The 24,836-nt window shown below is 67.0% G+C and carries 16 protein-coding genes and 1 tRNA gene; 7 read left to right on the plus strand and 10 right to left on the minus strand.

What is annotated here, in order from left to right:
- The first annotated feature begins 231 nt into the window (after window positions 1-231).
- From FPZ41_RS18280 to FPZ41_RS18295, 4 genes are read left to right on the plus strand one after another with little or no spacing between them, the layout of a single operon-like run.
- Window positions 232-993: a class I SAM-dependent methyltransferase gene (locus tag FPZ41_RS18280; protein WP_322620395.1), complete on the plus strand. Its 762-nt coding sequence runs from the start codon at window positions 232-234 to the stop codon at window positions 991-993.
- Window positions 990-3,659 (plus strand): SUMF1/EgtB/PvdO family nonheme iron enzyme, encoded by a 2,670-nt coding sequence (locus FPZ41_RS18285; RefSeq protein ID WP_322620396.1) that lies wholly within the window; start codon window positions 990-992, stop codon window positions 3,657-3,659. The genes FPZ41_RS18280 and FPZ41_RS18285 overlap by 4 nt, the downstream gene beginning before the upstream one ends.
- Window positions 3,656-3,922, plus strand: coding sequence for a hypothetical protein (locus FPZ41_RS18290; protein WP_152863936.1), 267 nt, complete (start codon window positions 3,656-3,658; stop codon window positions 3,920-3,922). Before FPZ41_RS18285 ends, FPZ41_RS18290 begins: the two co-directional genes overlap by 4 nt.
- Entirely contained in the window at window positions 3,919-5,199 is a 1,281-nt protein-coding gene (locus FPZ41_RS18295; RefSeq protein WP_322620397.1) for a hypothetical protein, read from the plus strand. Before FPZ41_RS18290 ends, FPZ41_RS18295 begins: the two co-directional genes overlap by 4 nt.
- 557 nt (window positions 5,200-5,756) lie before the next feature.
- On the opposite strand, the gene FPZ41_RS18300 is transcribed toward FPZ41_RS18295, so the two are convergent.
- A complete protein-coding gene (locus FPZ41_RS18300; RefSeq protein WP_228022802.1) occupies window positions 5,757-6,182 on the minus strand; it encodes an ATP-binding protein in 426 nt (141 codons plus the stop codon).
- 184 nt (window positions 6,183-6,366) lie between these two features.
- On the opposite strand from FPZ41_RS18300, the gene FPZ41_RS18305 reads away from it, so the two are divergent.
- Window positions 6,367-7,299 (plus strand): helix-turn-helix domain-containing protein, encoded by a 933-nt coding sequence (locus FPZ41_RS18305; protein ID WP_228022803.1) that lies wholly within the window; start codon window positions 6,367-6,369, stop codon window positions 7,297-7,299.
- Window positions 7,296-7,505, plus strand: coding sequence for a DUF397 domain-containing protein (locus tag FPZ41_RS18310; protein WP_322620398.1), 210 nt, complete (start codon window positions 7,296-7,298; stop codon window positions 7,503-7,505). Before FPZ41_RS18305 ends, FPZ41_RS18310 begins: the two co-directional genes overlap by 4 nt.
- A 509-nt stretch (window positions 7,506-8,014) precedes the next feature.
- Here the strand turns inward: FPZ41_RS18310 and FPZ41_RS18315 are convergent.
- From FPZ41_RS18315 to FPZ41_RS18350, 8 genes are all read right to left on the minus strand, one after another.
- Window positions 8,015-11,110, minus strand: a complete 3,096-nt coding sequence (locus tag FPZ41_RS18315; RefSeq protein ID WP_152863940.1) for a restriction endonuclease — start codon at window positions 11,108-11,110, stop codon at window positions 8,015-8,017.
- The gene (locus FPZ41_RS18320) at window positions 11,111-13,105 is read right to left on the minus strand and encodes a site-specific DNA-methyltransferase (protein ID WP_152863942.1); all 1,995 of its coding nucleotides are present in this window, start codon (window positions 13,103-13,105) and stop codon (window positions 11,111-11,113) included.
- Window positions 13,106-13,150: 45 nt separating this feature from the next.
- Window positions 13,151-13,912, minus strand: coding sequence for a DUF4391 domain-containing protein (locus FPZ41_RS18325; protein WP_194236136.1), 762 nt, complete (start codon window positions 13,910-13,912; stop codon window positions 13,151-13,153).
- A 5-nt stretch (window positions 13,913-13,917) separates the two neighbouring features.
- Window positions 13,918-17,094 (minus strand): helicase-related protein, encoded by a 3,177-nt coding sequence (locus FPZ41_RS18330; RefSeq protein WP_228022804.1) that lies wholly within the window; start codon window positions 17,092-17,094, stop codon window positions 13,918-13,920.
- 280 nt (window positions 17,095-17,374) lie between these two features.
- Complete coding sequence (locus tag FPZ41_RS18335) at window positions 17,375-18,754, minus strand: AAA family ATPase (protein WP_322620399.1); 1,380 nt, start codon at window positions 18,752-18,754, stop codon at window positions 17,375-17,377.
- A complete protein-coding gene (locus FPZ41_RS18340; RefSeq protein WP_152863946.1) occupies window positions 18,751-20,262 on the minus strand; it encodes a hypothetical protein in 1,512 nt (503 codons plus the stop codon). The genes FPZ41_RS18335 and FPZ41_RS18340 overlap by 4 nt, the downstream gene beginning before the upstream one ends.
- A complete protein-coding gene (locus FPZ41_RS18345) occupies window positions 20,259-21,377 on the minus strand; it encodes a hypothetical protein (RefSeq protein WP_152863948.1) in 1,119 nt (372 codons plus the stop codon). The genes FPZ41_RS18340 and FPZ41_RS18345 overlap by 4 nt, the downstream gene beginning before the upstream one ends.
- Window positions 21,378-21,455: 78 nt before the next feature.
- On the minus strand, window positions 21,456-22,355 hold the full coding sequence (locus FPZ41_RS18350; RefSeq protein WP_152863950.1) for a hypothetical protein: 900 nt from the start codon (window positions 22,353-22,355) through the stop codon (window positions 21,456-21,458).
- Between the two features lie 307 nt (window positions 22,356-22,662).
- On the opposite strand from FPZ41_RS18350, the gene FPZ41_RS18355 reads away from it, so the two are divergent.
- The gene (locus FPZ41_RS18355) at window positions 22,663-24,348 is read left to right on the plus strand and encodes a TIGR04141 family sporadically distributed protein (RefSeq protein WP_152863952.1); all 1,686 of its coding nucleotides are present in this window, start codon (window positions 22,663-22,665) and stop codon (window positions 24,346-24,348) included.
- A gap of 314 nt (window positions 24,349-24,662) precedes the next feature.
- Here FPZ41_RS18355 and FPZ41_RS18360 read toward each other — a convergent pair.
- Window positions 24,663-24,734: transfer RNA gene (locus FPZ41_RS18360), tRNA-Arg, on the minus strand.
- Window positions 24,735-24,836 lie beyond the last annotated feature (102 nt).

The following is a 24,836-nucleotide window of genomic DNA, read 5'->3' on the forward strand; positions in this document are numbered from 1 at the left end:
GTGCCTGGCGGGACGACGCGGGGTGCTGGGAGCACTGACGAGGGAAGCGGTGCAGAGGGCTCTCGTTCACCTGCATGTCCGCCGTCTCAACACGTACGGGACCAACCGCCGCCGAATGACACCCTGTTGCCGTCCAGTCACCCGCGATGGCCTGCACATGTCCTGTGCGGCACCACCATCCGCACAACCAGCAACACGCGAGGGGCACGAGGGGACCGTGGAGCGGGCGACGTGCGGGGGCATTACGAGGAACTGGCAGCCGAGTACGACGAGCACTGGGTCTACGGTCCGGACTGCATTCCGTGGATGTCTGGCCGCATCGCGGAGGCGCTGCGGCTCAGCCCCACGGACCGGATTGCCGACATCGGCTCCGGAACGGGCTTGTGCGCCAGGGAAGTGGCCAGGCAGTTCAAGCCCCGCCATCCGATCCTGTGCGTCGATCCGTCCGAGGCGATGCTCCGCCAGCTCGGCACACCGCCTCCCCCTGGGCTGACACCGATCGTCGCGGCGGCCGAGGACATCGCCGAAGGCCGTGCCGATCTGCCGTACGAACAACTCGACGCGATGTGGCTCAAGGAGTCGGTCCACCACCTCACCGATCAGGCGCGCACGCTGCACGGCCTGGCCGACAGGCTGGCCGCTGGAGGACGGCTGCTGGTGGTGATGCTCCCCGCCACCATCCAGTACCCGCTGTTCCAAGCGGCTCTCGACCGCTTCGCGGAGTTGCAGCCGGACCCCGCCCACGTCCAACAGCACTTGAGCACGGCCGGTTTGGAAGCCGACCTCAACCACGTCGAGCACGAACTACGCATCGATCGGGACAAGTACATCGGCATGGTGCGCGCCCGGTACATGTCGTTGCTGTCCACGTTCAGCGACAGTGAGATCGAGAAGGGCATCGAAGAGATGCAGGCCAAGCATCCCGAGCCCGTCCTGGTGTTTCCCGACCGGTTCGCGTTCGTCCTGGGGGAGCGGCCTGGGGAGGGTGTGTGAGCGCAGTGGTCGATGAACGGCTGCGGCGCCTGCGGAGCGAACTCGACGACCACTCGCGGATCGCTGACCGATTAGGGCTCGACCTTGAGCGACCGCTGCGGTCCCTCAATGACGGTTATCCGGAGAACGCGGTCGCGCTGATCGGGAAGCTGACCGAGAAACTCCTCAAGGAGCTGTGGCGCCACCACGGCGTCGAGGGTGACCCTTCGACGAAGGCCCTGAACGACCTCGTCAAGCGCTGTCGTCCTCACATCCGCAGCAGTACGGTCCTGGATGCGCTCGAGGACATCCGGCGGCTCCGCAACCGGTCCACGCACGACGGGTACGACATCAGCGACGAGGACGGGCTGCTGGCGGTTCGCAGGCTCGTCGACGTGCTGGTCTGGTTCACCGACACCGGAAGCGCGGCCCTACTCGGCGGTGAGCCGGACATGGCCCCGGAGGTGGCGCGCCGCTGCGAGTTCCTTGCCGGGCTGTACGTCACGCTGGGCTACCGGCAGGCGAAGCGCTTCGTCCTCAGTCCGGACACCGTGTACCAGCTGTTCTGCCGCGAGTCGGGCATGCGGCTGGAGTACGTGGAGTTGATGCTCTCCCGGGACGCCGACGACTTGAGTACCGTCCTCGCCTCCAGCGGTGGCGAGCTACTGCGCACCCGGCTGCCCAAGCTCACCCGGTTCGTCGTCCTGGACGACGACAGCGGCAGCGGCACGGCCTCCGGAGCACTCCATCAACTGCTGGGCCAGGACTTCCGGATCGTGGGCTACGACGGTTTCGTCGACACCATTGTCAATCTCGACAACCATCTCGCCCCGCTCACCTCCACCGCCAGTCCGGCGGAGCCATGGGCAGCTGTCACCGCGGCGACCCTGACCACCGACCCGCGCACCGGCGAGGCACAGGTGGCGCAGGCCGGAAATGCGGCGCAGCTGCTCGCCCACCTCACGCGCGGCAGTGCGAACGTGCTGGTCACCGGTCGCCCCGGGAGCGGAAAGAGCACGCTCCTGCGCGCGCTGGCTGCCGACCCGGAGATCCGCCGCTTCCGCTTCTACTTCGACCTCGGCCTCAAACCGAAGGACGAACCGTTCTCCGAGTACGCGGCCCGTCTCCTGGCGCCGGCCATGACGTCGGCGGACCGCTCACGTGCCTACGACCTCTTCCTCTACCTGATCAGGTCCGGGACCGCGCTGTGCGTCCTCGATGCCGTCGACGAGGGGGTCGAGGAATCGAGCCCCGCCGGATTCCTGCGGCTCTTCACCGATCTCGCGGCCGTCCTGTCCGCTGAATCGGCGGTGGTCATGAGTTCGCGGGTGTCCTTCCTCGCGGACTCCCCCCAGGTGCGTCAGTTGCTGGACAGCGGCGCGGGCCGCTCCGAGCAGTTGGTCGAGCAGATGTACGCGAACGGCCTCGACCCGGCTCGTGTCCCGCACTTCCACGTCCTACGCCTGGCCGAGCCCGAGGCGACTCCTCTGGAGAAGCGCCTCACGGCTGAACTGAGGCTCCCGTCGGGGCAGTCACTGGCGGAGCTCCTTGGCGCACATATCGCGCGGACACTGGTCGAGCATGGGCAGCCGGATCTGGAGCGGAAGCTGCCGACGGTGTTCGGGCAGGCGTTCCTCACGGACCGTAGGGTCTTCTCCCTCCTCGACTTGTTCCGGCATCTGGGCGCCGACGCCTTCACGGGCAGGTGCCCTGATCTCGACGCCCGTGGCCTCGCCCCACTGCTGCGCCCTGCCGGGCCCGATCACGTCGCCTTCGTCCACACGGCGTACCAGGAGTTGCTGGCCGCCCGGCATCTCGCCGACCCAGGAGCCCGCAACGCGGCAGCGGACATTCCAGGCGGCGCCTTCATCACCGAGCAAGTGCGGGCCTTCCTCGCCGACATGCCCGGCACTCCGGAGGCGGACGACTGCGTGCTGCCCGCCGGGGCGTTCCTGGTGGGTCCCGCCGAAAGACTGTTGATCCGTCGCGTCCAGCGTCCCGTGCGCTTCGACCGCCATGCCGTCACCGTCGTCCGCTACCGCGCTTTCCTCAACGCCCTCGACGGCGACGGTACCTCGCGGTGGGACCATCCGGACCAGCCCGCGCACACCACGCACCGTCCCATGACCAACCGGCTGGCACATCCCGACTACTACGAAAACCCTCGCTACGACGCACACCCGGCCGTCTGCGTCACCTGGTGGAGCGCGTACGCCTTCGCCGCCTTCGAAGGCAAGCGTCTCCCGACCGCACTTGAGTGGGAGGCTGCCGCGCGCGGCACCGACGGACGATTGTTCCCGTGGGGCGACACAGCCGACAACACCCGCGTCAACTGCGCCGACTCCTGGGTCGGCCGGCCTGTCGTGACGTACCAGGCGTGGTACCGGGACTTCGCGGGCGACGCCGTACGCCGGGCAGGGGTGACACCCGTCGGGGAACGCCCCCTCAATCGCTCGCCGTTCGGCATCCTCGACATGGTGGGGAACTGCTGGGAGTGGACATCCACTACCTTGTCCGACCCGGCCACGGCCGTCATATCCGGCGGCAGCTACGACAACCCGATGCGCGCGGTACAGGCCAGCAGCAAGGGCGTCTACCGGAAGCACGGCGGGAGCAACGCGGTCGGCTTCCGATGTGTGCAGGACGTCGACAGCGACACCAGTGGCACAGAGGAGACGACAGCATGAGCGGTGGCGGTCCGCGCCACGGAACCATCGTCGACACCCGGTCGACCGGCGGCGGACCACGTGGTGCGCTCAGCTCCTACGTCGTCCAGGACGACGAGGACGAGCGGTACTACGGCTTCGACTACCGGCAGATTGTGACCGAGGGATTCCGGACCATCCGCCCCGGCGAACGCGTCCGCTTCCACATCAGTGCCGAGAGCCCCGACCGGGCCCAGTTCGTCATCCGTCTCGACCAGCCCGACCCGGCCGAGTACTACCGGTGACCGCCGAAGTGCCGCTGCTCGACGAAGTCACGGGGCCACGCCAGGAGCTGACCGTCGTTCTTCCCGCCCGGCTACAACGCGCCCCGAACTGGCCCGAAGGTCCCTTCCCGTTCGAGCTGGGCAGCCGCCGCACCGACGCCGCGACCCGGTCCACGTACTTCGCCCCTGCCTCCGCGCGTGCCCTGTACGGAGCCCCCGGACGGCCCTGCCGCTGGCACCTTCCGCAGGACGCCAAGCAAGACGGGCTCCACTTGGTCGGCATGGAACTGCTGCGGGCGGCCACCGCTCGCAACCCCGAACACGCTTTGGCAGTACTGCACTTCAGCGTGGAGAGAGCACTCCTGCCAGTACTCCGTGCCCTCGCCGGCCGACGGTCGAGCACAGCCGACGAACTGCTCACCGGCTCCTTCGATCCGGCCGCGCTCCTCGCCGGGGTCGCCGACGTCCGTGCCACGGGCGCACCGTTCGCCATCGCCAGGCCCTACACCGTCGCCTTCATGACCCCCTCGGAGCGGCACACCCCCGTGCTCCGCGACGGCCCTCAAGGAGCCCTGCCTGACAGTGCCGACCGCTGGCTGTGGCAGCTCGCATCACGCTCCACACCGGAGGATTTCCCCCTCCCACCCGAGACAGCAGACGAGCAGCTCAAGGACGTCATAAGGATCTCGGCGGACTGGAGCGCCCTGGTGCTTCGGCAGGGAACCGCCTTCGTGGGCCACCGGCCGGACACAGGTGCTGGTGACTTCTTCGAGTTCGGCGCCCAGCACTCCCGTACCGTCTATCTCGACGCCCTGCTCCTCGGCTCCCTCCAGCGCGACCACATCGACGAGCTCACGGACGAACTCTCCGCGGTGTTCGACTCCGCACGGCTGGCACGCCGCGTCGCCGCCTTGGAGCGGAATATCGCCGTCTTCCGCAGCACCTACTGGCGACAGCACCTCACCGCCCACGGCCCAGCGAACAACTTGCTGCTCGCCTTCCAGAACCAACACCGACTTCCCGCCCGCTTCAACGAGATCCTCGCCGAAGCCGCTGACGACAGCAGACTCGTACAGACTCAGGAGAGCCAGCAGATCAGCGGAGCCCTGGGCGTCCTCACCATTCTCGGCCTGCCACTCGGCACCGCCCTCAGCATCCTGCAAGTGCTGGGTGATGACTCGGTGGCCCATCTGCTGATCGCACTCGGCCTGTCGATCGCGGCCACGGCGGCGGCCCTGACGACTCGGTACGGACGCCTGGTCCTGTCGTCGCTGCGCGGCGGCGATGGTGAGGCGTAACCCACAGGCTTGAGTACCACGTCGGCAGGCGAACGGGCACGCCTCGGCGCCCGTGACGAACTGCGCTCTGCGTCCGCCACACCGATGAACTTGGGGCTGCGGCACACCCTCAACCTGATTGAGCATTTGGCGCGTTCACGGAAGCGGCGCCGACCTGAGCCCTGACGCCACGAGACACCGAGCGGGTCTGCCGCACGGCCCCGGCGGGCCCTCTGCAACACAGGCCATGGGCAGGAACAGCACGGGGCGGGCGGACCACTCGACACGCGTGTCCCCCGAGGACGCGCTGAATGCGTACGGCTCACCGGCCCTCAGGCGCATGACCGCTTCCCACTGGCCATGCTCGAGCCAGCGCAACGCCCGCTCGGTGTCCTCCGGATCGAACGCAGACAGCAGGACCCGCACGGCAAGCCGCATCCACACCAAGGCATGCTCCGGGGTTCCGACCGCACTGGTCCGCATCCTCGCCCCGCCCTCACCACCGCCGTCGCCCACCGCCGCGTAGGCGACGAACTCGCACCACCAGCCGGCACGGCCCACGGACGCAGGGCGGTGGATCAGGCGACGCCGCACGACTCCCCCTGTGCCGTGTCAGGGTTGGCTGGGGCCGGGGCCGCCGCTTTTCTGCCGTTGATGGCCAGGTGAGCCCACACCGTCTTGCCGGACTCCCGAGGGCGTACACCCCAGTTGTCGGACACGCAGTCGACAATGACCAGTCCGCGCCCGCTGACATCGTCGGGGGCCGCGTCACGCTTCTCGGGCATCTGCCACTCGTACGAGTCGGACACTTCGAGGATCAGGACACCGTTTCGGCGCCGTAACTCGACCTCGAAGAACTCACCAACGCCTTTCGCGTGCTGGACGGCATTGGTCGCCAGTTCGCCCATGATCAGCTCGGCATCGTCAGCGAGTGCGGCGAGCTTCCACTGAGTCAGGACCGCCCGGACGTGACGTCGAGCGATCGGTACTGAGTCTCTGCGCAACCGGAACCTCCTGGTGCGCGTGCGTCCGGACATTATGTCCCCCTGGGTGTATGGACACGCAGAACTGGAGTCACTCCCCGTACTCGGACGAGAACGGGGCGTAATGCAAGGAACGTAGCGTGGCATGTGACTCATTCGCAAGGAGACTTCTAATGCAAACTTGCAAGTTACTCAACGTGGCAACATGCTGGCAGCCACGGTTCGTTGCCGTGCAGACTGGACACAGCAGAGAGGGGGCAACATGCCATCAGGTGGGCGGCCCACGGTCCGTAGCCGACGGCTCGGCTCCGCGCTGCGCAGGTTCCGCGAAGGGCTGCGGCTTGACCTGAAGGACGCGGCTGAAGCCGTCGGATGCTCAGCGTCCAAGATCAGCCGTCTGGAATCCGGCCAGTCCGCGGCACGCGTCGGGGACGTGCGGATTCTCCTGGACCTCTATCAGGTCGAGGACGCAGAACGGCGAGCGCAACTTGAGCACTTGGCGCGCCAGAGCAACAAGCGCGGTTGGTGGGTGGACTACCAGACCACGATCACAAGCGAGTTCGCCGACTTCGTGACGCTTGAGGAGGATGCCTCCCTCATCCGCACGTGGCAGAACGTGTTCGTCCCCGGGATCCTGCAGACTCCGGCGTACACCCGCGCACTCATTGAAGCCGGCCCGTTGGTGGTGCCTGAGGAGCACATCGAAGAGATCGTCAAGATCCGGCAAGAGCGCCGACGGGCGATTGAGGAAACGGGGGCGTTGTTCGCGGCCGTCATCTGGGAACCCGCGTTGACATCCCCCATGCCGGATCGTTCAGCGCACCGTGAGCAGCTTGAGCAAATCATCCGGATCGCCCAACAGAAGAACACCACGATTCAAGTGCTGCCACAGAGTGACTGGGGGGCGGCCAGGATCGCGGGACACTTCGTTACTTTCTCGTTCGGAAACGAGTCTGCGCCCGAGGTAGTGGCGATCGACAGCCTGAACAACACGGTCATCATCGAGGATGCAGACGAACTGGCCAACTATGCGTATGTCTTCGACGCGCTTCGATCAGCTGCACTGAACCCCGGAGACAGCCTCACGTTTCTCCAAAGGGCAATAAGCAAGATCTCTAAGGAAGAAGAGGAAGAGTGAGCAAGAACCGGGACGTTGTCACCGCCTTCAAGAAGTCCTCGGCGTCACAGGGGGCGAACACGGACTGCGTAGAGGTGGCGCACACTGCCGACGGGGGCCGCGCGATACGCGACAGCAAGGATCCCAGCGGGCCAGTCCTCTTCTTCACTTCCTCCGAGTGGAAGGCGTTCACGATTGGAGTCAAGGGCGGGGAATTCTCTATCTGAGGGACCGACCTCGCATGGGCGACGGCCGGCGCCGCCGCGAACTCCGACGAGGTCGGCTGTTCCGCGGCCACGTTCCCGCCCCAAGGCGACGATTTGCACTTCTGTCCCAGCTCCAACGGCCGTGACAAGGGTGTCCAGGGGCCGGGAGCGGGATGGATATGCCAATTGCGCGACGACTTCACCGACCAACTTCAAAGCCCCGTTTTACCCCAGTGGAGCGCTGTCTTCCGGTTCTCTTGATCGCCGCCCTTGCCGACCGGTGGGGTAAGGATTCGTACTCCACCGTCGGGTGAGGGACGGCGAACAGCGCGAATACAGAACCGGGGGTGCATCAGATGACCGACGGTGGTGAGGTGGACGACGAAGACGTGCCGTGCGGCGAGGCGGACCGGGAGCCCGATCCCTCCGACAGCCGCCTGCGGACGTTTGGGGCGGTCATGCAGGCGCGACGAGTGCCGAGCGGTGTGCTGCGGGAGTGGCGCTGCCTGATCCCGCAACACACCGTGACCTCAAGCGTCCCGTTCCATCACGGCGGTCGCCGCACCGATGCCGTTGACTACTTCGTACTCGAGATCGTCGATGCCGGTGTCCCGCGTCACCGCGGCGAAGTGTCTGCGGGCGGAAACGATCTTTTTTTGTTCTTTGGGGCGCAGCAGTGCCAGCTCGTTGACGTCCTTGGTCTCGAAAACGACGTAGCGGCTGCCGTCAGTCCGTTCCACGGTCAGGGCCCAGTCGGGGTTGTAGTTCCCCAGAGGGGTCGGAATTTCGAACGACGGCGGAAGCTTGACGAAGCTCTTGACCTCGGGGCGCTGTAGGAGTGCGAGCGCGAATTCCTTCTCCGGAGTCGAGTCGATGATCAGGTAGCGGTAGACGGACTTGTCCTCGAACGAGACCGCGTTGCCGTCCGCGTCCGAGATGATGTTTCCTCCGGGGCCGGTGTAGCCGGCGAGGTCGGCTTCGTGGAACAGGCTTATCGGGTAACGGCGGTCCGCTTCTGGGCGGGAGGCGTCCACCAGCTCGTAGCGCACCCCTTCAACAAGGAATTGCTCCTTGGTGATGTTGAGTAGGCGGCCCACCTGGTCGATGTACGCCTGCGGATTGTTCCGGAACTGTGCGAGGGTGCCCGACTCGGTGAGGACATGGGCGAGCGTGGCACGGGTCAACTGGGTGCGGTCCGCTAGGACGGACAGGATGTCGGGCAGGTCTTCACTGTCCGCATAGGTGACGTCCGTGCGGCGCGCGGCCGCCGCTTCGGCCGTCAGACCGCTCTGGTCTATGCGCCGCACGCGGTGCGTGAGCCACTCGCCGCGGCGCTTGGGCACGGCGAGCATGGTCCGCAGCTCCTTGACCATCGCGGCGCGCAGATCGGTTTCGTCGACCTCGACGCGGTACTCCGTGCGGTGCCGGATGCGGTTCCACAGCTCCTGGAACTCGGGGCTGTCCAGCCGTTCCTGGACGACTGGCACCGTGATGCGTTCGCCAGCCTTCTTGACGTCGATCGGCTTGGCCAGGCGCTTGATGTGCCCGAGTACTGCCTTGGTCGCGGCCTCGGAATCCACGGCGTCGTCGACGATCTTCGTGAGTTTCGCGTCACCGGTCTGCACGGCCTCGCGCAGGCTGTCCTGTACCTTCCCCTTCGCATCGACGTACCCTTCGAAGAACAGGGCCTGGTACAGCTGTTGCGCGGCGGCCGCGCCCACGGGGACGACGCTCCCGTCCTCCGTCTTGAAGGTCAGCCGCGCGAAGCCGTCCACGGTGACGACGCCAAACCGGATCCCCAGGTCGTCGGCCATCTCGCGCTGGAGGCGCTCGGCGAACTCCTCGTAGGACTCGTTCGCGATCACGGTAAGGCGGTTGGTATCGAAGCCGTGCACGCGGTTGCCGGATCCGTCCACGCACAGGCGCAGGCCGCGGCCGATGGACTGGCGTCGCCACCGCTCGGTGCCCATGTTCCTCAGGACGCAGATCTGGAAGACGTTGGGGTTGTCCCAGCCCTCCTGCAGCGCGGAGTGGCTGAAGACGAACCGGATGGGGGTGCCGGGAGTGGTCAAGCCGACCTTGTCCCGCATGATCTGCTCATAGGCCAGACCGGCCTGCTGGCGCCCCTTGTCTGTGGTCTCTTTGGTGTCCACCAGCACTTCGGCGCCGCCCTTGCGGCGGTCCACGGAGAAATAGCCTTGGTGAGCTTCCTTCGCGACTTTGTCCGCGGGGGAGTCGCCGAGCAAGGTGTTGAATTCCGGCTCGGAGGCGATGCGCGTGTACTCCTCCTCGAAGGTCCGCGCGTACTCGCCGGGAAGGGCCTCCCCGTTGGGGCCGTACTCACGGTACTTGGCCACGGAGTCGACGAAGATCAGGCTGAGTACCTTTATGTCGCGTCTGTGGATCGCGAACTCCTGCTCCTTGCGCAGATGCTGCCGGATGGTCTGAGCGATCATCTGGCGGGCCCGCTCACCGAGGCTGACCTCGGCGCCGATGCTGTCGCCCACACCGAGCTGATGCGCGACGGTGTCGAAGGAGATGCTCTGCTGCCCCTCGGCCACGTTGATGGCGACTACCGTGAGGTTCTTGTACAGGTCACGCCCGGTCACATCTGCGAGGTTGCTGCGCGACCCGGTATCGACGGTGACGGCTTTACGCTTGAGCTCGTTTCCCTCCTCAACGTCCGCCTCGATGCGGGCTGTGATCGCTCCAGGCTTGCCACGCTTTGCCCCGAGGAACTTGACGTACGGGGTCGTCCCACTGGAAGACGTGACCAGCGAGTCGACCTCGATCTGCTTGACCAGTTCGTTCTCGTAGGCGGCGATGGCATCGAGGCGGTAGACGAGGTTGGCTTTGTCGTCCTTCGGGTGGGTTGCCGAGTAGCGCAGCGTGGCCAGCGTGTTGAAGTCCTCCAACGCGCTGCGCCCCGCCCCCTTCTTCCTGCCGTTGCCGGTGTCCCCGTACACGCTCTGCGGCTCGTCGACGATGATGATCGGGTTCGTGGCCCGGATCAGATCTGCGGGCACCTCGAAGTCGAGGTCCTCGGCAGGTTGGTAGATCTTGTTGGTCTTCTTGTTGATCGCCGCGACGGTGACGATCATGATTTCGACGCTCGGAGAGGTGGCGAAGGAGCGGACCCGGGACGGGTTGCCGCCGTCGAACTGAAAGAAGTTCATCGGCGGGTTGCCGTACAGGGTCGCGAAGTGTTCACGCAGCATGCGGATGGACGTCTCGACGCCCTCCTTGATGGCCACTGACGGGACGACCACCATGAACTTGGTGAATCCGTAGAACTGGTTGAGCTCGTAGATGGTGCGGAGGTAGACATACGTCTTGCCGGTGCCGGTCTCCATCTCGATGGTGAAGTTCATCGAGTCGAGTGCCGGCTCCGGGGCGAGACCGGTACGGATCTGCACCTCGCGCAGGTTGGTAAGGATCGTCTCCCGGTCCAGGTGCAGCATGTTGCCGTAGCCCAGGTCGGACAGCCCCTCGAAGCCGGCGTGCGCGGACGGATGCGCGTGCACGGTGAACTGGGAGGTCATGGCCTCCTGGCCCTTGAACAGGCCTGTGACCGCGTCGATGGCCTGACGTTGGTAGTCGAGGTCCGCGTCGAAGGAGAACTTCATTCAGATGCTCCGCAGCGTCGTGAAGCCAGCCTGCTTGAGCGCGGCGGCGAAATTGAGCTTGGTGGCGGAGTCGACGAAGGCGGTGTCACGGACGACGACCGTGGTGTCTGCGTCGCCCGGGTCCTCGTCGCGCCAGGCCGCCAGAGCCTTGGCAACCTCGTTCGCCCGGTCGATCGTGATGTCGGTATCGAAGTACGCGAACAGCGTGCCTGCCAGGTTGTACAACAGACCGCTGGCGACCTCGCGTGTCTCCAGCGGCGTGGTCAGCTCAACCCCCATGCGCAGCATCATCTCGACCAGCAGATCGTCCGCGGTACGCCCGGCCACGAGGTTGTCCACGGCTTCAAGCAGGTCCAGCTGGTCGGGCGTCCCGTCCCAGGGCTTTACATTGCTGGAGGCCAGGCGGTACGACCGGAAGCCGGTGTCGATGGGTGCGGCGTCGGGGCTCTGCTTGGATGGGATCTGTCGGCCCGCACGGCGGAGGCGCTCGCGGGTGATGTCGGCGATCGTGTTGTAACCGTCCTTGTCGACGGGCTCGTCGAGCTGGACCAGGATGTAGCGACGGTTGCCGCCGTCGGTAGCGTTGATGTCCATTACGGCGTGGCCGGTGGAACCGGAGCCAGCGAAGAAGTCGAGAACTACTGCGTCGGAATTTGATTCCGTCACGGCATTGATCCACTTGGCGAGTACGGTGTGATCCTTCGGGTACTCGAATACGTCGCTCTCGAGGAGGCGGCGAAGGTACAGCCCCGCAGCTGCGCGATCTTGCTCGAAAACGGGTCGGATTGGCTGGTCCTCGAGCTCATCAAGGAAGCGTTTGTATCGAGGGCTCACGGTCTCATCTTGACCGAAAAGGATTCGACCTTCCGCAATTTTTCGGGCCATGGTTTCTTGTGAGTAAACCCAGCCGTTCGGGTGCATTCGCACCGGAAGCCCTGTCACAGGATGAGGGAGGTCGTACATGAGGTTTTCTCGAGGGTTTGGGGATCGCAGATCGCCTCTTGCGAAAACGCGCCCGTTCTCGTCGATCTCTTTGTATCCGCGGGAACCGCCAAGGCCCTTAGCGATATCTGACGGGGCGTTCCTCCACCAGTTCTTCAAGGCCTCGGTTGCTGCCGCCGGGTTATGGCCGCTCTCTTCCCAAGCCTTCCGTGCCGCCTCGGCGACCTCCGATCCTCCCGCCTTTTTCTCGGTCCAGCGGACATCCTCCTGAACCAATTTCATCCTCGACTTTGCGTAAATCAGCATGTAGTCGATTCCTGCGGAAGTGAACCTGGCGTCATTTCGTCCCGACCCCTGCCATGCAACGTTCGCCGCGAAGTTCTCGGCTCCGAACACCCGATCCATCAAAAGCTTGAGACGCGCATGCTCGGTGTCATCAATCGCAACGATGATGACCCCCGTCTCCTTGAGCAAATGGTGTGCCACAAGCAGCCGTGGATACATCATCGACAACCAGGCCGAATGCCTGGACGCACCGGCCCTACGGTCCTGTGCCCGATCAGATCCGGCGCCGGTTTGGAGCACCCCCTCTTCATCCCGGTGCCCCGCTACCGTCTCGTGCTCGACCTGCGAGGTGATGCGCTTGTCGTCGTAGATGAAGTCGTTGCCCGTGTTGTAGGGCGGGTCGATATAGATCACGTCGACCTTGTTGGTATACCCGCGCCGCAGTAGCCGCAGCACCTCAAGGTTGTCGCCCTCGATCACGATGTTGCGGGTGTTGTTCCAGTCCACGGACTGTTCGGTCTGCGGCAAGAGTGTGCCTGTCGCGGGGAGGGTGGACAGGCGCCGGGCCTCGGCCATGCCGGGCCAGCGAAGGCCGAACGCCTCGGCACCCGTGGCGGTGGCGCTCTCGCCCAGCAAGTCCCGGAGGGCCTCGACGTCGACGGTGCCGTCGATGACGGCGTCGGGGAAGAGGCGGGCCAGTACATCGAGGTTCGACTTGGTCTCGCCGGGGCCGGTCAGATCGTCGACCGGTTCGAAGTCCAGGCTCACGGGTGGTGTCCTTCTCGTGTGGATAGGTGGTGATTTATGGGCTGCTCAGGCGGTGTCGTGGTCGCCGTCGGCACTGTATAGGGTGCCTCTAACTTGTCCGATCTGTGCACGTAGCGTCCGCGCCGTTGTGTTCAGATCGATGCGCTGCTGCTGGTTCTTCGCGCGTTTCGCGTCCCGCACGACCGTGATCAGTTCGCTCTCCAGGTCGGTCAGCCGTCGGCGCAGCTCGATCGCGTCGGCTGCCCGGAGGGAAGTGCCGGCAGGGCGGCCGTCAGCGGCGGCGGTGCGCACGAGGTCGCGGTACAGCGCCCACATGTCCGTGCGGTCAAGCCGGTCGAGGTGTAGGGCGCCCAGTTCGATGTCTCCGGTCGGCACCATGACGTGCGCGTCTATCACGGAGGTCGACCTGGTGGGGTCTGTGCGGCTCACATGGCTGAGCGCCAGCGAGAGGGCCGTGATGCCGTCAGGCATGTGCTGGAGCAGTACCACCGGCTTGGCCATGCTGCGGTGGACGAGTTCGGCCACGCGGGTCCTGTCGGATGCCGAGGTCTTGTCGGCCAGGAAAGCCTCCAGGACGGGGACGTCGACGACAGTACGCTCGCCGTCCTGGTACCGGGGCACCTGTATGGTCTCCGGGCGCAGAATGCCGACCAGTTGCGCCGAGGTCACCGCCTTGGTGAGTAGCCGGGCGTCGGCAGGGGCCTGATCCTCGAACTGGGCGGCGAGCATCTTCTTCGCGACACGGTGCCGCTGCCGCGCCTTCTCGGGCAGAGCCAGCAGGTCGGCACCGGCGTATTCGTGGGGCATGTCACTCACGGCAGCACCGCCACCCATGCGATCAAGTCCACGGCTTCCAGACCGGGCGCGGCGGCCTCCGTCCCTAGTTGTGAGGGGCCCGCCGAGAACAGGGAGGCCACCATGCTCTCCTCGGCTTTACCGGAAGCGGCTCGGACCGCCACGTCCAGAAGGTCGCGGTAGTGCTTCATGGACCTGCCCGACCTGGTCGCCCGGTCGAACTCCGCGAGAACGGCGGCGTCGGGGTCAGTGTTGCCCAGGCAGTGGTGGCGCAGGACGTCGAGGGCCAGTTTGGGTTCCTCGATCTCATGGGTGAGGTTGCCGTCGTCGGTCACGTAGGCCAGCACGTACGGCGCCAGCGGGTATCCCTCGGAGAAGGCGAACGCGTCGTCCCGTACGCGCAGGAGGAAGACCGCTCCAGGAGCGAGCCCGTCGTCGGCGAGGATCTTGTCGAAGCGGGCGACGCCGAAGAGGGCCAGGGGCCACCCGGCGATCTCCTGAAGCTCTTTCCGCGCACGGGCAGCGGCGTCCATCCGGAAGTCGGAGAGCGTCAGGTCGGTGATGCTCAGACCACCGGCGAGGTCCTCCATGGTGGGAGCGGCCTGCTGCATCTGCTGCAGTTGCTTGCGCCGGTAGTCGAGGTCGTTCATGTCACCGGACGTGACGTCCAGGACGTTCTCCTCACCGGTCGCGGAGACGTCCAGCAGGGTCATGCGGCTGGACACGCGCGCCTCGAGGTTGATGTAGGCGTCCAGGTCCATGTTGGGCCAGAAGTTGACGAGTTGGACACTGGTGTTGGTGGTGCCCAGGCGGTCGACGCGACCGAAACGCTGGACGATGCGCACCGGGTTCCAGTGGATGTCGTAGTTGATCACTGTGTCGCAATCCTGGAGGTTCTGGCCCTCGGAGATGGTGTCGGTGGCGATCACGATGTCGATCTGGGTGTCGTCCAGGTCTCCGTCCTTGGACCGCGGTGAGAACGCGGTGAGGACGTCGACCATGTGGACGCGCTTCATCGGGAGGGTAGTCCGGGTGCTCTGTCCCGTGGCCAGAGCCACGTGCACGCCCAGTTCGTCGCGCGCCCAGCGGGCCACATGCCCGTAGAGGTATTCAGCGGTGTCGCTGAACGCGGTGAACACCAGCGCCTTGCGGTTGCCGTCGTTGGTGGGGTTCTCGACCTTGTCTCGCAGGAACCGCTTGAGCTCGGCCAGTTTGGCGTCGCGGTCGGCGTCGACCGCTGTCACCTCGGCGAGCAGAGCTGCCACGGTGTTCCGGTCCTGTTCGAGTTCCTGCCGCCACCGCACCCGGTCGATGTCGGCGAGGAAGACCTTGACGCTGCCGCCGACGGTGTCCTCGAACTGAGGGTCGTCCAGGTCGATCTTCTCCAGGTCGGCGAAACTGTCGATGGACGTTCCCTCGGCCCCGGCCGCCTCGTAGGCGTCGATGCTGGCGATCGCGCCCTCCAAGGTGGCGAGGATCTTGCCGAGCGTCTTGCCCAGGGAGTTCACCGACGATTCCAAGCGCTTGAGCAGACCCACTCGCAGCAGATGGACCACGTTGTTCTCACGGTCGGTCTGCCGCCACACGCGCTGGCCGCCCGTGCGTACCTTCTGGTCGTACAGGGCCGCGTACTTGCTCTCGTGCCTCGCGCTGACGTACGAAGTGGGTTTGTAGGCTGCCAGGTTCAGGCGCAGGATCGATCGGTTGATCTCCTCCAGCGGGATCATCCTGTCGGCCGTGTCGATGGGCGGCGTCAGGTTGACCGGAGCCAGGCGGGTGGGGAACTTCCCGACGTCCTTGGTGCCGTAGTACTTCTCGATGTGCTTGCGGGAGCGAGCGATCGTGACGAGGTCCAGCAGCCGGATGTAATCCATGCCGAGCGTGCCGACCAGGGATTTCGTACTCCGGGTGGCCGCAGGGAGGCGCTGCCACTCTTTGAAGTGCCTCTGCGCCTTGTTCAGTGTGGTCTCGATACTCCTGATCCCGTCGGATGCCAGTGCCCGGTCGTTTCCCTCCGTGGCGAACAGAACCTGGTTCTTCAGATCGGCCAGGCGCGTGTTCACGGGCGTTGCACTGAGCATGAGGACCTTGGTCCTCACGCCGGACCTGAAGACCTCGTCCATGAGGCGCTCGTACCGGGTTGTCCGTCCCTTGACCTGAGGGTTGTTACGGAAGTTGTGGGACTCGTCGATCACGACGAGGTCGTAGTTACCCCAGTTGACGTTCGCCAAGTCGATGTCCCCCGACAGCCCGCCGGGCCGGCTGAGGTCGGTGTGGTTGAGGACGTCGTAGTGGAAGCGGTCCGCTGCCAGCGGATTCCGCCTGTCGTTGCCGCGGTAGATGGTCCAGTTCTCTCGCAGCCGCTTGGGCGCCAGGACGAGGACACGGTCGTTGCGCAGCTCGTAGTACTTGATGACGGCGAGTGCTTCGAAGGTCTTCCCGAGGCCCACGCTGTCGGCGATGATGCAGCCGTTATGGCGCTCGAGCTTCTCGATCGCGCCAAGCACGCCGTCACGCTGGAACTTGTACAGCTTCTTCCATACGACGGAGTCATAGAAGCCCGTTCTGCCGCGCTCAGCGGTTTCCTCACCTGCCTCCTCGACGAAGTCCTTGAACAGGGACGTCAGGATGCGCAGGTAGACGGACTCGGGGGCCCTGTCCGTGAAGAGGGCCCGGGCGGCGTTGAGGAACTCCTCCTGGACGGTGCGGCTGGTGCCGTCGTCGTGCCACATCCGCTCCAAGCGGACCACGGCCTGCGCCACCTTATCCGCTTCTGTGGTCTCCAAAGGGAAGTACAGGTCCTGGGACGCCACCAGACCGAGGCTCTCGGCCTCAAGGCCCGCGCCGTCGACGACATAAGGGAACGGCCCGTCGACACTCGTCCAGGTACCGCGCGTACGCCGCTTGAGCGCCCTTGCCTGAAGATGTTCTTCGGCCCAGGTCAGGAACGCGCGGGCGATGCGGTGCTGGTCCAGCCGGGCGCGATGGAGGTTTTCCTCCTCGAGGCCGTTCAGGGCGAAGTCGTTGAGGCTGTGGCCATGCAGGAGCAGGCGCAGGTCGACATCGGCCAACTCGTCCTGGAGCGCCTCGTAGACGAACACGGAGAATGACTCCGACAGTGAGTCCAGGCGCGTGGCGCCGGTCAGATGCTTGCGCAACCGGTCGATCGTGCGGCCCGCGTCGCTGGGGACCATGAAAACGGAACCTCCGGGGTGTGGACGTGGATTTACTGGCGTAGGTCACACCGGATGACCGGTGATCGACATGAGGTCTCGCTCGGGCGGCGACTCTGCAAGCCGTTCCCCCGTCGGCTGCCCCCGCTCGTCCAGTTCCTCGTGCCAGGCCGGCTCCGCGTGTGGGGAGGTGATGATCGGGCTCCGATCACTGCTGCCATGCTCTAGATATCCCCCTCACGCCACATCTGCGTGGACCGTACATCCTGCCACTGACATTGAGACCCCATTCGTCCCAGGATTACGTCGCCCGCACCCGGTGCTCCCCCCGCTCCAGCCACCCCATAACCACCTGATGAGCCCGCCACCCATCCGGAAACTTAGGCGGCACATCCAGGTACACAGGACTGCTCCGAGGATGCCGGTCCAGCAGGTCGCGGATGCCAGCGCGGGCCACCACGATGCAGGCGAAGCGGTGGCGGGAGAGCAGGACGCACAGGCGGCCCGTCTCCAGGTGGAAGTCGGAGGCGTCCTGGCGGCCGGACAGCGGGTGCCAGACCAGGGTGACGTCGAACTCGCGGCCCTGGAGGCGGTTGGCGGTATCCACCGTGATGCCGGTGATACCGGTCAGGCCGCGGGCGGTGAGGCGGGAGCGGACCGCCTCCGCCTGGACGGTGCGTGCCGTGCCGATCGCGATGCGGTCCGCGGTCAAGGGCTCGCCGTTGACCAGTGCGCCGCGTTCCAGCAGCCGGGCCGCCGTCGCCGCGAGGGCGTCCGCCACCTCCGGGTCCTGGTCGAGGGTGTGGCGGGCGGGGAGTTCCAGGTGGCCCCAGCCGGAGTTGGCGGCCCGGGCGAGGACGTCGTCCAGTGGGGTGGAGCCGTGGGACAGGATGGCGTACGAGAGGACGCGCTCCGGTGCCGTCGTGCCGGGGATGAACTCGTAGAAGGGGTAGAAGGCCTGCTCGACCAGGGGTGCTGCCGTCTCCGGCAGGCGCCAGGAGACGGGGAGCTGGTGGCGTACGAGGTCGGGGTTGTGGGCGAGGGTGACGTCGACCGCGTTGCGCAGAGGGTCCCAGGTCAGGCCGTGCCAGCGGTCGGTCTCCACGGTGGCGAAGGGGTCGAGCTGGCCGGGGTCGCCGACGAAGAGGACCTGCGAGTCGTCCTGGGCGAACAGCGGGGCCGTCGCCAGGAGCCCGTCCGAGCGCATCTGGTACGCCTCGTCGACGATGGCCCACTGCCACGGCGCGCATTTGTCCGGGGTGATGAACGACCACTTCTTCGCGGTAGACACGACGACGGGCAGGTCGCGCAGGTCCGTCACCTGGCGGCTCCCGGTGACGTTGGGGTGCCGGGTGACGCGGGGCGGGAGCGTGTGGCTGCCGGCGTGGAGGCGGCCGAGCGCCAGGCCGGGGTGCTCCCGCGCGATGCGGTCCACGAGGTCGTCGACCTGCTCGTTGGTCTGCGCGACGATCATGAGCTGGTGGCCCGCGGACGTCAGGTGCCCGGCGGCCTTCACCACCAGCGTCGACTTGCCGGCTCCGGGAGGCGAGTCCACGACGACGCCCCGGCCGGGCGCGGTGTCGAGGCTGGTCAGGATTCCCGCGACCGCCTGGTCCGCGCGTTCGCCGGGGGTGAGGGTGAGGGCTTCGGGCTGCCCGGTGTCGGGGAGGAGGGTGGTCACTCCCAGGTCTCCTCTGCGTCCTCGTCGGTGGGCTCGTACGGCTGGGGCGGACCGCCGTGGGTCCAGGGGGTGTTCTCCTCGTCGGGCAGGGCGGACGGCATGGCGGTGGGGTTGAGCGTGGTGTACGTCAGTTCGTCGCCGGTCTCCGCGAGGGTGCCGGGCGGGGCCGGAGGCTTGCGCTTGTTCGCGAAGCCGCCCTTGAGTTGGAGCACCACGGTGTGGCCGCCGTCGTTCTCCTGCCGTACTTCGAGGATCCGGGCTCCTTGGCCAGGCCGGGCGGGGGACTTCACCTCCGTGCCGACCGCGAGGCCGATGCGGGCGCCGGTGCGGAGCGTGATCGTCGGACGCCACACCTGGGAGCCGGGGCGGTCGCCGGGTGCGAAGCGGTCCTCGTCTCTGGCCGTCACCGTGCCCGTGAACGCCTCGCCGGTCAGCTCGTACTCCGCCATCACCAGCGGGTCGTCGTACGCGCGCTCCGCCTCGTAGCGGGCGACCGCGTCCTCCAGCCGGGCCAGGCGGCGGGCGGCTCTGACCGCCTGGTCGCGACGGGCCTGCGGGCGGCCGTCGGCGTCCAGGTACTCGGCGTACTCGGAGAACCAGCGCCGGTCACGGGACCAGCGGTCGGGGACGTGGGCGCCCTCCGGTAGATCGCGGAGCAACTCCACGCCGCGCCACGTCAGCCGCCAGGTGGGAAGCATCTGGCCGCTCAGCTCACGGTCGATCTGGCGGCCGACCGCCTCGCGTCCGCAGTCGTCGGACGCCTCGTCGTAGCGCGTCATCAGTTCGTGGAGGGTCCGGTCGAAGACCGGGTCCGTGGACGGACCGGCCGGCGGCCACACGGCGGGGTCCTCCGCCTCCCGCGCCGCCCGCGCGCCGTCGCTGCCCTCCGGTGGGTCGATCCAGGCGAGCAGCGAGGCGAGGTGGGAGTCCTCGGAAGGGCTCTGGCCCGTGGCCCAGTGCGCGGCGAGCAGCCGGGTCATCGCAAGCAGCACACCGGAGTCCGGGAACTCGGCCAGCTCCGCGTACCAGGTCAGCCACTTGCCGAGGGCGGGCACGGACGGGTCGACCGCGTACGGCCCCTCGGTGGCACGCAGTCTGGTCAGTCGGCCGAGCAGGCGCACGTACGCGATGCCCTCGCCGTTCGGCACGAGGAGCTGTGGGGCCCGCTGGAAGCGTAGGCGTTCCTCCTTCTCCTTGCCGCGGCCGACGGTGTAGGGCTCCGTGTCCGTCCGGCACCCGTCGATGTACGCGAGCAGCAGCGCGGCGAGGCGCTCGGCGAACCGGAAGCGTTCGGCGCGGTTGCGCGGCTGACGGACGGTGAGGAGGGTCGGGTGCTCGGGGTCCGTACCCGCGAGCGCGGCCAGGGGCGCGCACGCCTCGCCGGCGAGGGTGAGCGGCACCAGGACGAACGGCTTATCGTCCAGGTGCTGGTGGCGGACGGTCGTCAGCGGCTCGGCTCGGCCGGTGCGGGACGCCGTGAGCGCCGCGACGGTGGACAGGACACTCATGCGGCCCCCCGGCGAAGTCGGCGCAGCCGGGCGGCGGCGCGCAGCAGGTCGGCGGCTTCCGCCTCGGCCTCTCCCGGGGCGGCGACGCCGTCCAGGTAGTCGAGCGCGGTGCGGGTCGAGTCGATGCCCGGCAGGTCGTTGCGCACGCCGTTGCCCAGGCGGGCCGGCGAGGCGCATCCGTCGGCCTCGTCGCGGCAATAGCGCGCCATCTCGCAGAAGGACAGGCAGGAAGGTGTGTACGACGCGTCCAACGCCTCTATGGAGGAGGAGAGTTCGTCCGTGCTTCGGGTCGTGTCCAGGGTCGCTGTCTCGGGGAGCCCGGCCGTGAGGTCCTCGGCGCGCCGCAGCCGCGAGAGCTGGAACTGGAGGGCGTCGAGTTCCTGCCGGAGGTCGATCAGGCTGCCGTAGGGGCGGTTGGAGAAGTCCTTGGGACAGACGAGCAGGAACCTGTGGGAGATCTGCTCGGTGGGCAGGCTGGCGGCGTCGAAGGCGCGACGCAGGGCGAGGACGTACACCGCAGCCTGCTTGGCCGCCTCGGCGACGGCGGTCGGATTGGCCTGGCCGTCGATCGCCGCGAACGAGCGGATCAGGACGACGTGGAACTTTCCCTCGATGCGGTGGGTGAGCGCGTCCGGCTCCAAGTACGCGGTCTGACCGGCGACTTCGAGGGTGAGCACGGGGCGGTCGAGGATGAGTCGTACGTCCTGACCGGAGGCCACGTGCGCGATGAGGCGGCGGGTCTCCCGCTCGCGCACCTGCAGGGCCGTGTTGCCTCCCACCTCGTTGAGGTCGGTGACATGGGCCTCTGCCACAGGGACGGAGAGCTGCTCGCGCAGCAGCCGGATGAGCTCGGCGTAGCCGCCCCACTTGACGAGGCCGTGGAACGCCTTTTCGCGGGCGAGGGCGAAGGGTGACTGGCCGAAGCGCGGCTCGTATCCGACATGTTGGGCGAGTAACGCCTTGTCCACTCCGGCGGCGTCGAGGACGGCGCGGCGGGCGCAGGCGGGATTGGCGGTCAGGGCGGTGATCTTGCGGGCGGTGTACGGCTGAGGGGGCTGCGGTCCGCGCAGCCGCGCGAGTCGGGCGTCGGGAGGTTCGGACTGCTGCGAGGGCATCGTCTCTACTTCGGGAACGTCGTCGGGAGCTCACCGGCGTGCGAGGCGTCTGACGTCAGCGCCGTCGGGAAGGGGTCGTCAGGACAGGGTCCCACTCGCGTCGCGCAGGGCGTCACGCATCGGTGCCGCACCGAACAGTTGCTGTACGTCCGCGAGTTGGGTACGGGCGCGCTGCGCGGCCGCTTGCCGCTGCTGGCCGTCCTCCTGCTGGTGGACGGTCGCTTCGGCGTAGGCGGCGGTGATCACGCGGGCGGGGTCGGGTTCCGGGGCCGCGGCGTCGTAGGCGCCCGGGATCGTGAGGGCGAATCGGCGCAGCAGCCGCCAGGCCGCGTCGGGGGCCGGATGCCCCGCGGTGGTGAGCCGCTGGATCTGCTCGGCGGTTCCCACCGTGTGGGTGAGGAAGTCGGCGCGCGGGCTGAGCGGGCCGATGATCCGCCGTTCCACGGGCCAGGTGGACAGGGCCAGGAGCCCGCGTGCGGGGACGAGGCGGTCGTGGGTCAGCGCCGCGCAGATGTAGTACGGGCGGGCATAGCCCTGTGCCGTGAAGGAGCGCTCCTCGTCGCGGCGGAGGGACGCGAGTTTCGTGGCGACCAGCGACTCGGTGAAGAACGCCTCGTACGTGGACGAGATGAGCTTCGGGGAGGCAGGGGCGCCCAGCAGGGTGAGCGCTTGGTGAACCTGTTCGCGGATCGGGATGGAGCCGTGCGTCGGGCGCTCCTTGCGGCGTGGTGCGTCTGCGGTTGCCGACGCCCGTGGAGCGGGGGGCTCGGTCAGGAGTGCCTCGTCGTCCGGTCCGGTCTCGGACTCGGACTCGGACTCGGACTCGGACTCGAGGGCGTGTTCCCACGCGGCCTCGGCCTCACGCAGCGCGCGACGGATGCGCGTGGTTTCGGCCTTGTCTCGTGCGCGCACAGCCTCGCGCAGCTCGGTGCGCAGGTGGGACAGGCGCCGCTCGAGCTCCTCCAGTGATACCGCCATGGGGGCAGCTTAGCGCGGCCGCCAATCAAAGCCAAGAAGTTCCAATGAGTTCCAATATTCCTGTGCTACGGTCGAATAGGGCGGTGCACCCGGTCAGTCCGAGGCGTGGCCGTCTGTTTGCCTCGGCTGTCACGACCCAATCGTTGCGCTACGGCCCACCGATCACGGCCCGGCCGACGGCAGCTGTCGGGTCGGACACAGGGGAGGCGTGGCCTGATCCGCTGCGGTGCGGGGGCCGCCGCCAACAGGAGAAGCACGTGAATCACCACGAGGGCGGTTATCGCCGCCCAGCACAAGGAGCGGCACCATGGCAACCCGTACGTCCAAGCGAACCCTGTACCGGCTCAGGGGCGTTACTCCCACCGTCGACGCGATGTTCGATGCCTTGGATGCGAACCAGTTGGAGAGGGTCCGCGCGAATTTCGAAGTCCCTGAGAACCTCGGCGTACCCGCGGTTCTGGTCACTGGCAGCTTCGAGCAGCCCGTCGCGAGCTGGTGTGACGAGATCTTCCGTACGACGGGTATCGAGGTGTCCCGGCCGGTCAACCGCTCGGCTGGGCTGCTGATGCTTGCCGTCGACACCGAGGTGTACGCCATCGGCTACGACCAGGGCTTCCGCCTGGTGCCCGACCGGCTGAAGGACCACCGCTTCGGGCTGAGCTTCGCCTCTCGCCGGGTGGACCCTGGGAGGATCCGGGACCTGGTGTCGCACACCCCCGGTGGAGGGCGCACCGACATCACCCTGATCCCGGGCGGGGCCTCTGTATGGAGCCTGGGCATCGTCGAGCACGCACAGATCGTGCGCCGTCTCGGCGGACACCTGGACGACATCCCGCTGACCATCTCCCGGGACAACCCGGGGAAGATCTCCAGTGCCGAGGGTGGTGCCGGTCTTCGCATGCGGCTCGGTGTCGAGGGCACCGACCTGATTGCCGACATCCGTGCGATCGCCCGTGTGTTGCGTGAGGAGAAGCCTAGCCCGGAGCTGGAGTTCGTCGAGCACGTCGCGCCGGTCGACGATCCCGGCCTTCTTACCCGCCTGGAGGTTGCTCTCGACGACCTTCTGGGCCAGGAGCCTGACGGGAGGATCCGCGTCGCAGTCCCCGCCGACCATTGGGACGACTACACGGTCGCCCGGGCCTTCAGGGCCAAGATCAACAGTGACGCGGCCGGCCGGTCGACCGACGACTTCCACCTCGACTACGTCCTCTGCCGGGCCCGTATCCAGCGCGCCGGCGGGCGTCTGGCCGCACTCCGGGAAGGGAGCGTCACCCTCTACTGCCACAGCCGCGCCGACCGGGCCGACGAGATCTGGACGTCCAGCGCGCTCCGGTGGATCGAGGCGGAAGTGTTCCTCGACTCTCGCCGGTTCTTCCTGATGGATGAGCACTGGTACGAGATCGACCAGGAGTATCTGAAGACGATCCGCTCGCACACCGAGCGGCTGATCACCGACTCCTTGTCGGTCGACCTGCCTCCGTGGGTCCTTGGAGAGAACGAGCGCAGCTACAACGAGTCCGTGCCGGACCAGAGGCCCGGGTACGTCTGTTTCGACCGCGACAACGTGCAGACCGTGCTGCACCGTGGAAACGGTGTGGAGATCTGCGATCTGCTGAGCCCGGAGAATGTCCTGGTCATGGTGAAGCGCGCCAAGGGCTCCGACGCCCTGAGCCATCTCTTCAGCCAGGCGCTCGTTGCCGTGCAGACTCTGCGGAACTCCCCTGAGGCGAGGGAACGGTTCGCCGAGAAGGTGGCGGCCGCCCGGAAGGGGCGCGGCCTGCCGGAAGGCTTCCGGCCCTCGAAGGTCGTCTTCGCGATCCTACTGAAGGACGGCACCGACCTCACTGCCGATACCTTGTTCCCGTTCTCGCAGGTCACCCTGGTACAGACGGCCAGGGCGCTCGAAGCATGGGGTGTTCAGGTCGAGGTGGTCGGTATCGCCTCCACTCCGTCGGCAGTCACCTCGACTGGGATCCGGCGGTTGGCGGCGTAGCTGCCGCGCACTACAACGCCGTGTGCCGAGTTGTGGGGGCGCTTGTGGTCTGTCGTCTCGCCGTCAAGCTGGAGGAGATCCTACGGCGGCTCTACAACGCCATCGGGCTGGAGGTCCGCTACAGCCGCGCCCGAGAAGACTGATCTTGCGGGTGACGATCCCGGGTTGGCTGATTGATGGACTGATGTCCGTCACCCGTGAGCTGCAGCCATGGAATAAAAAATCGGGCGCCCCACCGAAGTGTTGGCACCCGATCATGGCACTCGGGATGGACAAAAGCGGCAAAAGCCGCGTATCCGTTCCCATGCTGTGAGTGCCCCCGGCAGGATTCGAACCTGCGCACACGGCTCCGGAGGCCGTTGCTCTATCCCCTGAGCTACGGGGGCGGTGTCGGCGGCGCGGTGTGCGCGGCGACGGGTAGAACCCTACCAGCTTCGGAGGGGAGATCAGGAACGGGTTTCCGGTGGAGGGTGGGGCTGACCTGGGGG

This window comes from Streptomyces acidicola (genome assembly GCF_009377235.1).
Taxonomy (GTDB): Bacteria; Actinomycetota; Actinomycetes; order Streptomycetales; family Streptomycetaceae; genus Streptomyces; species Streptomyces acidicola.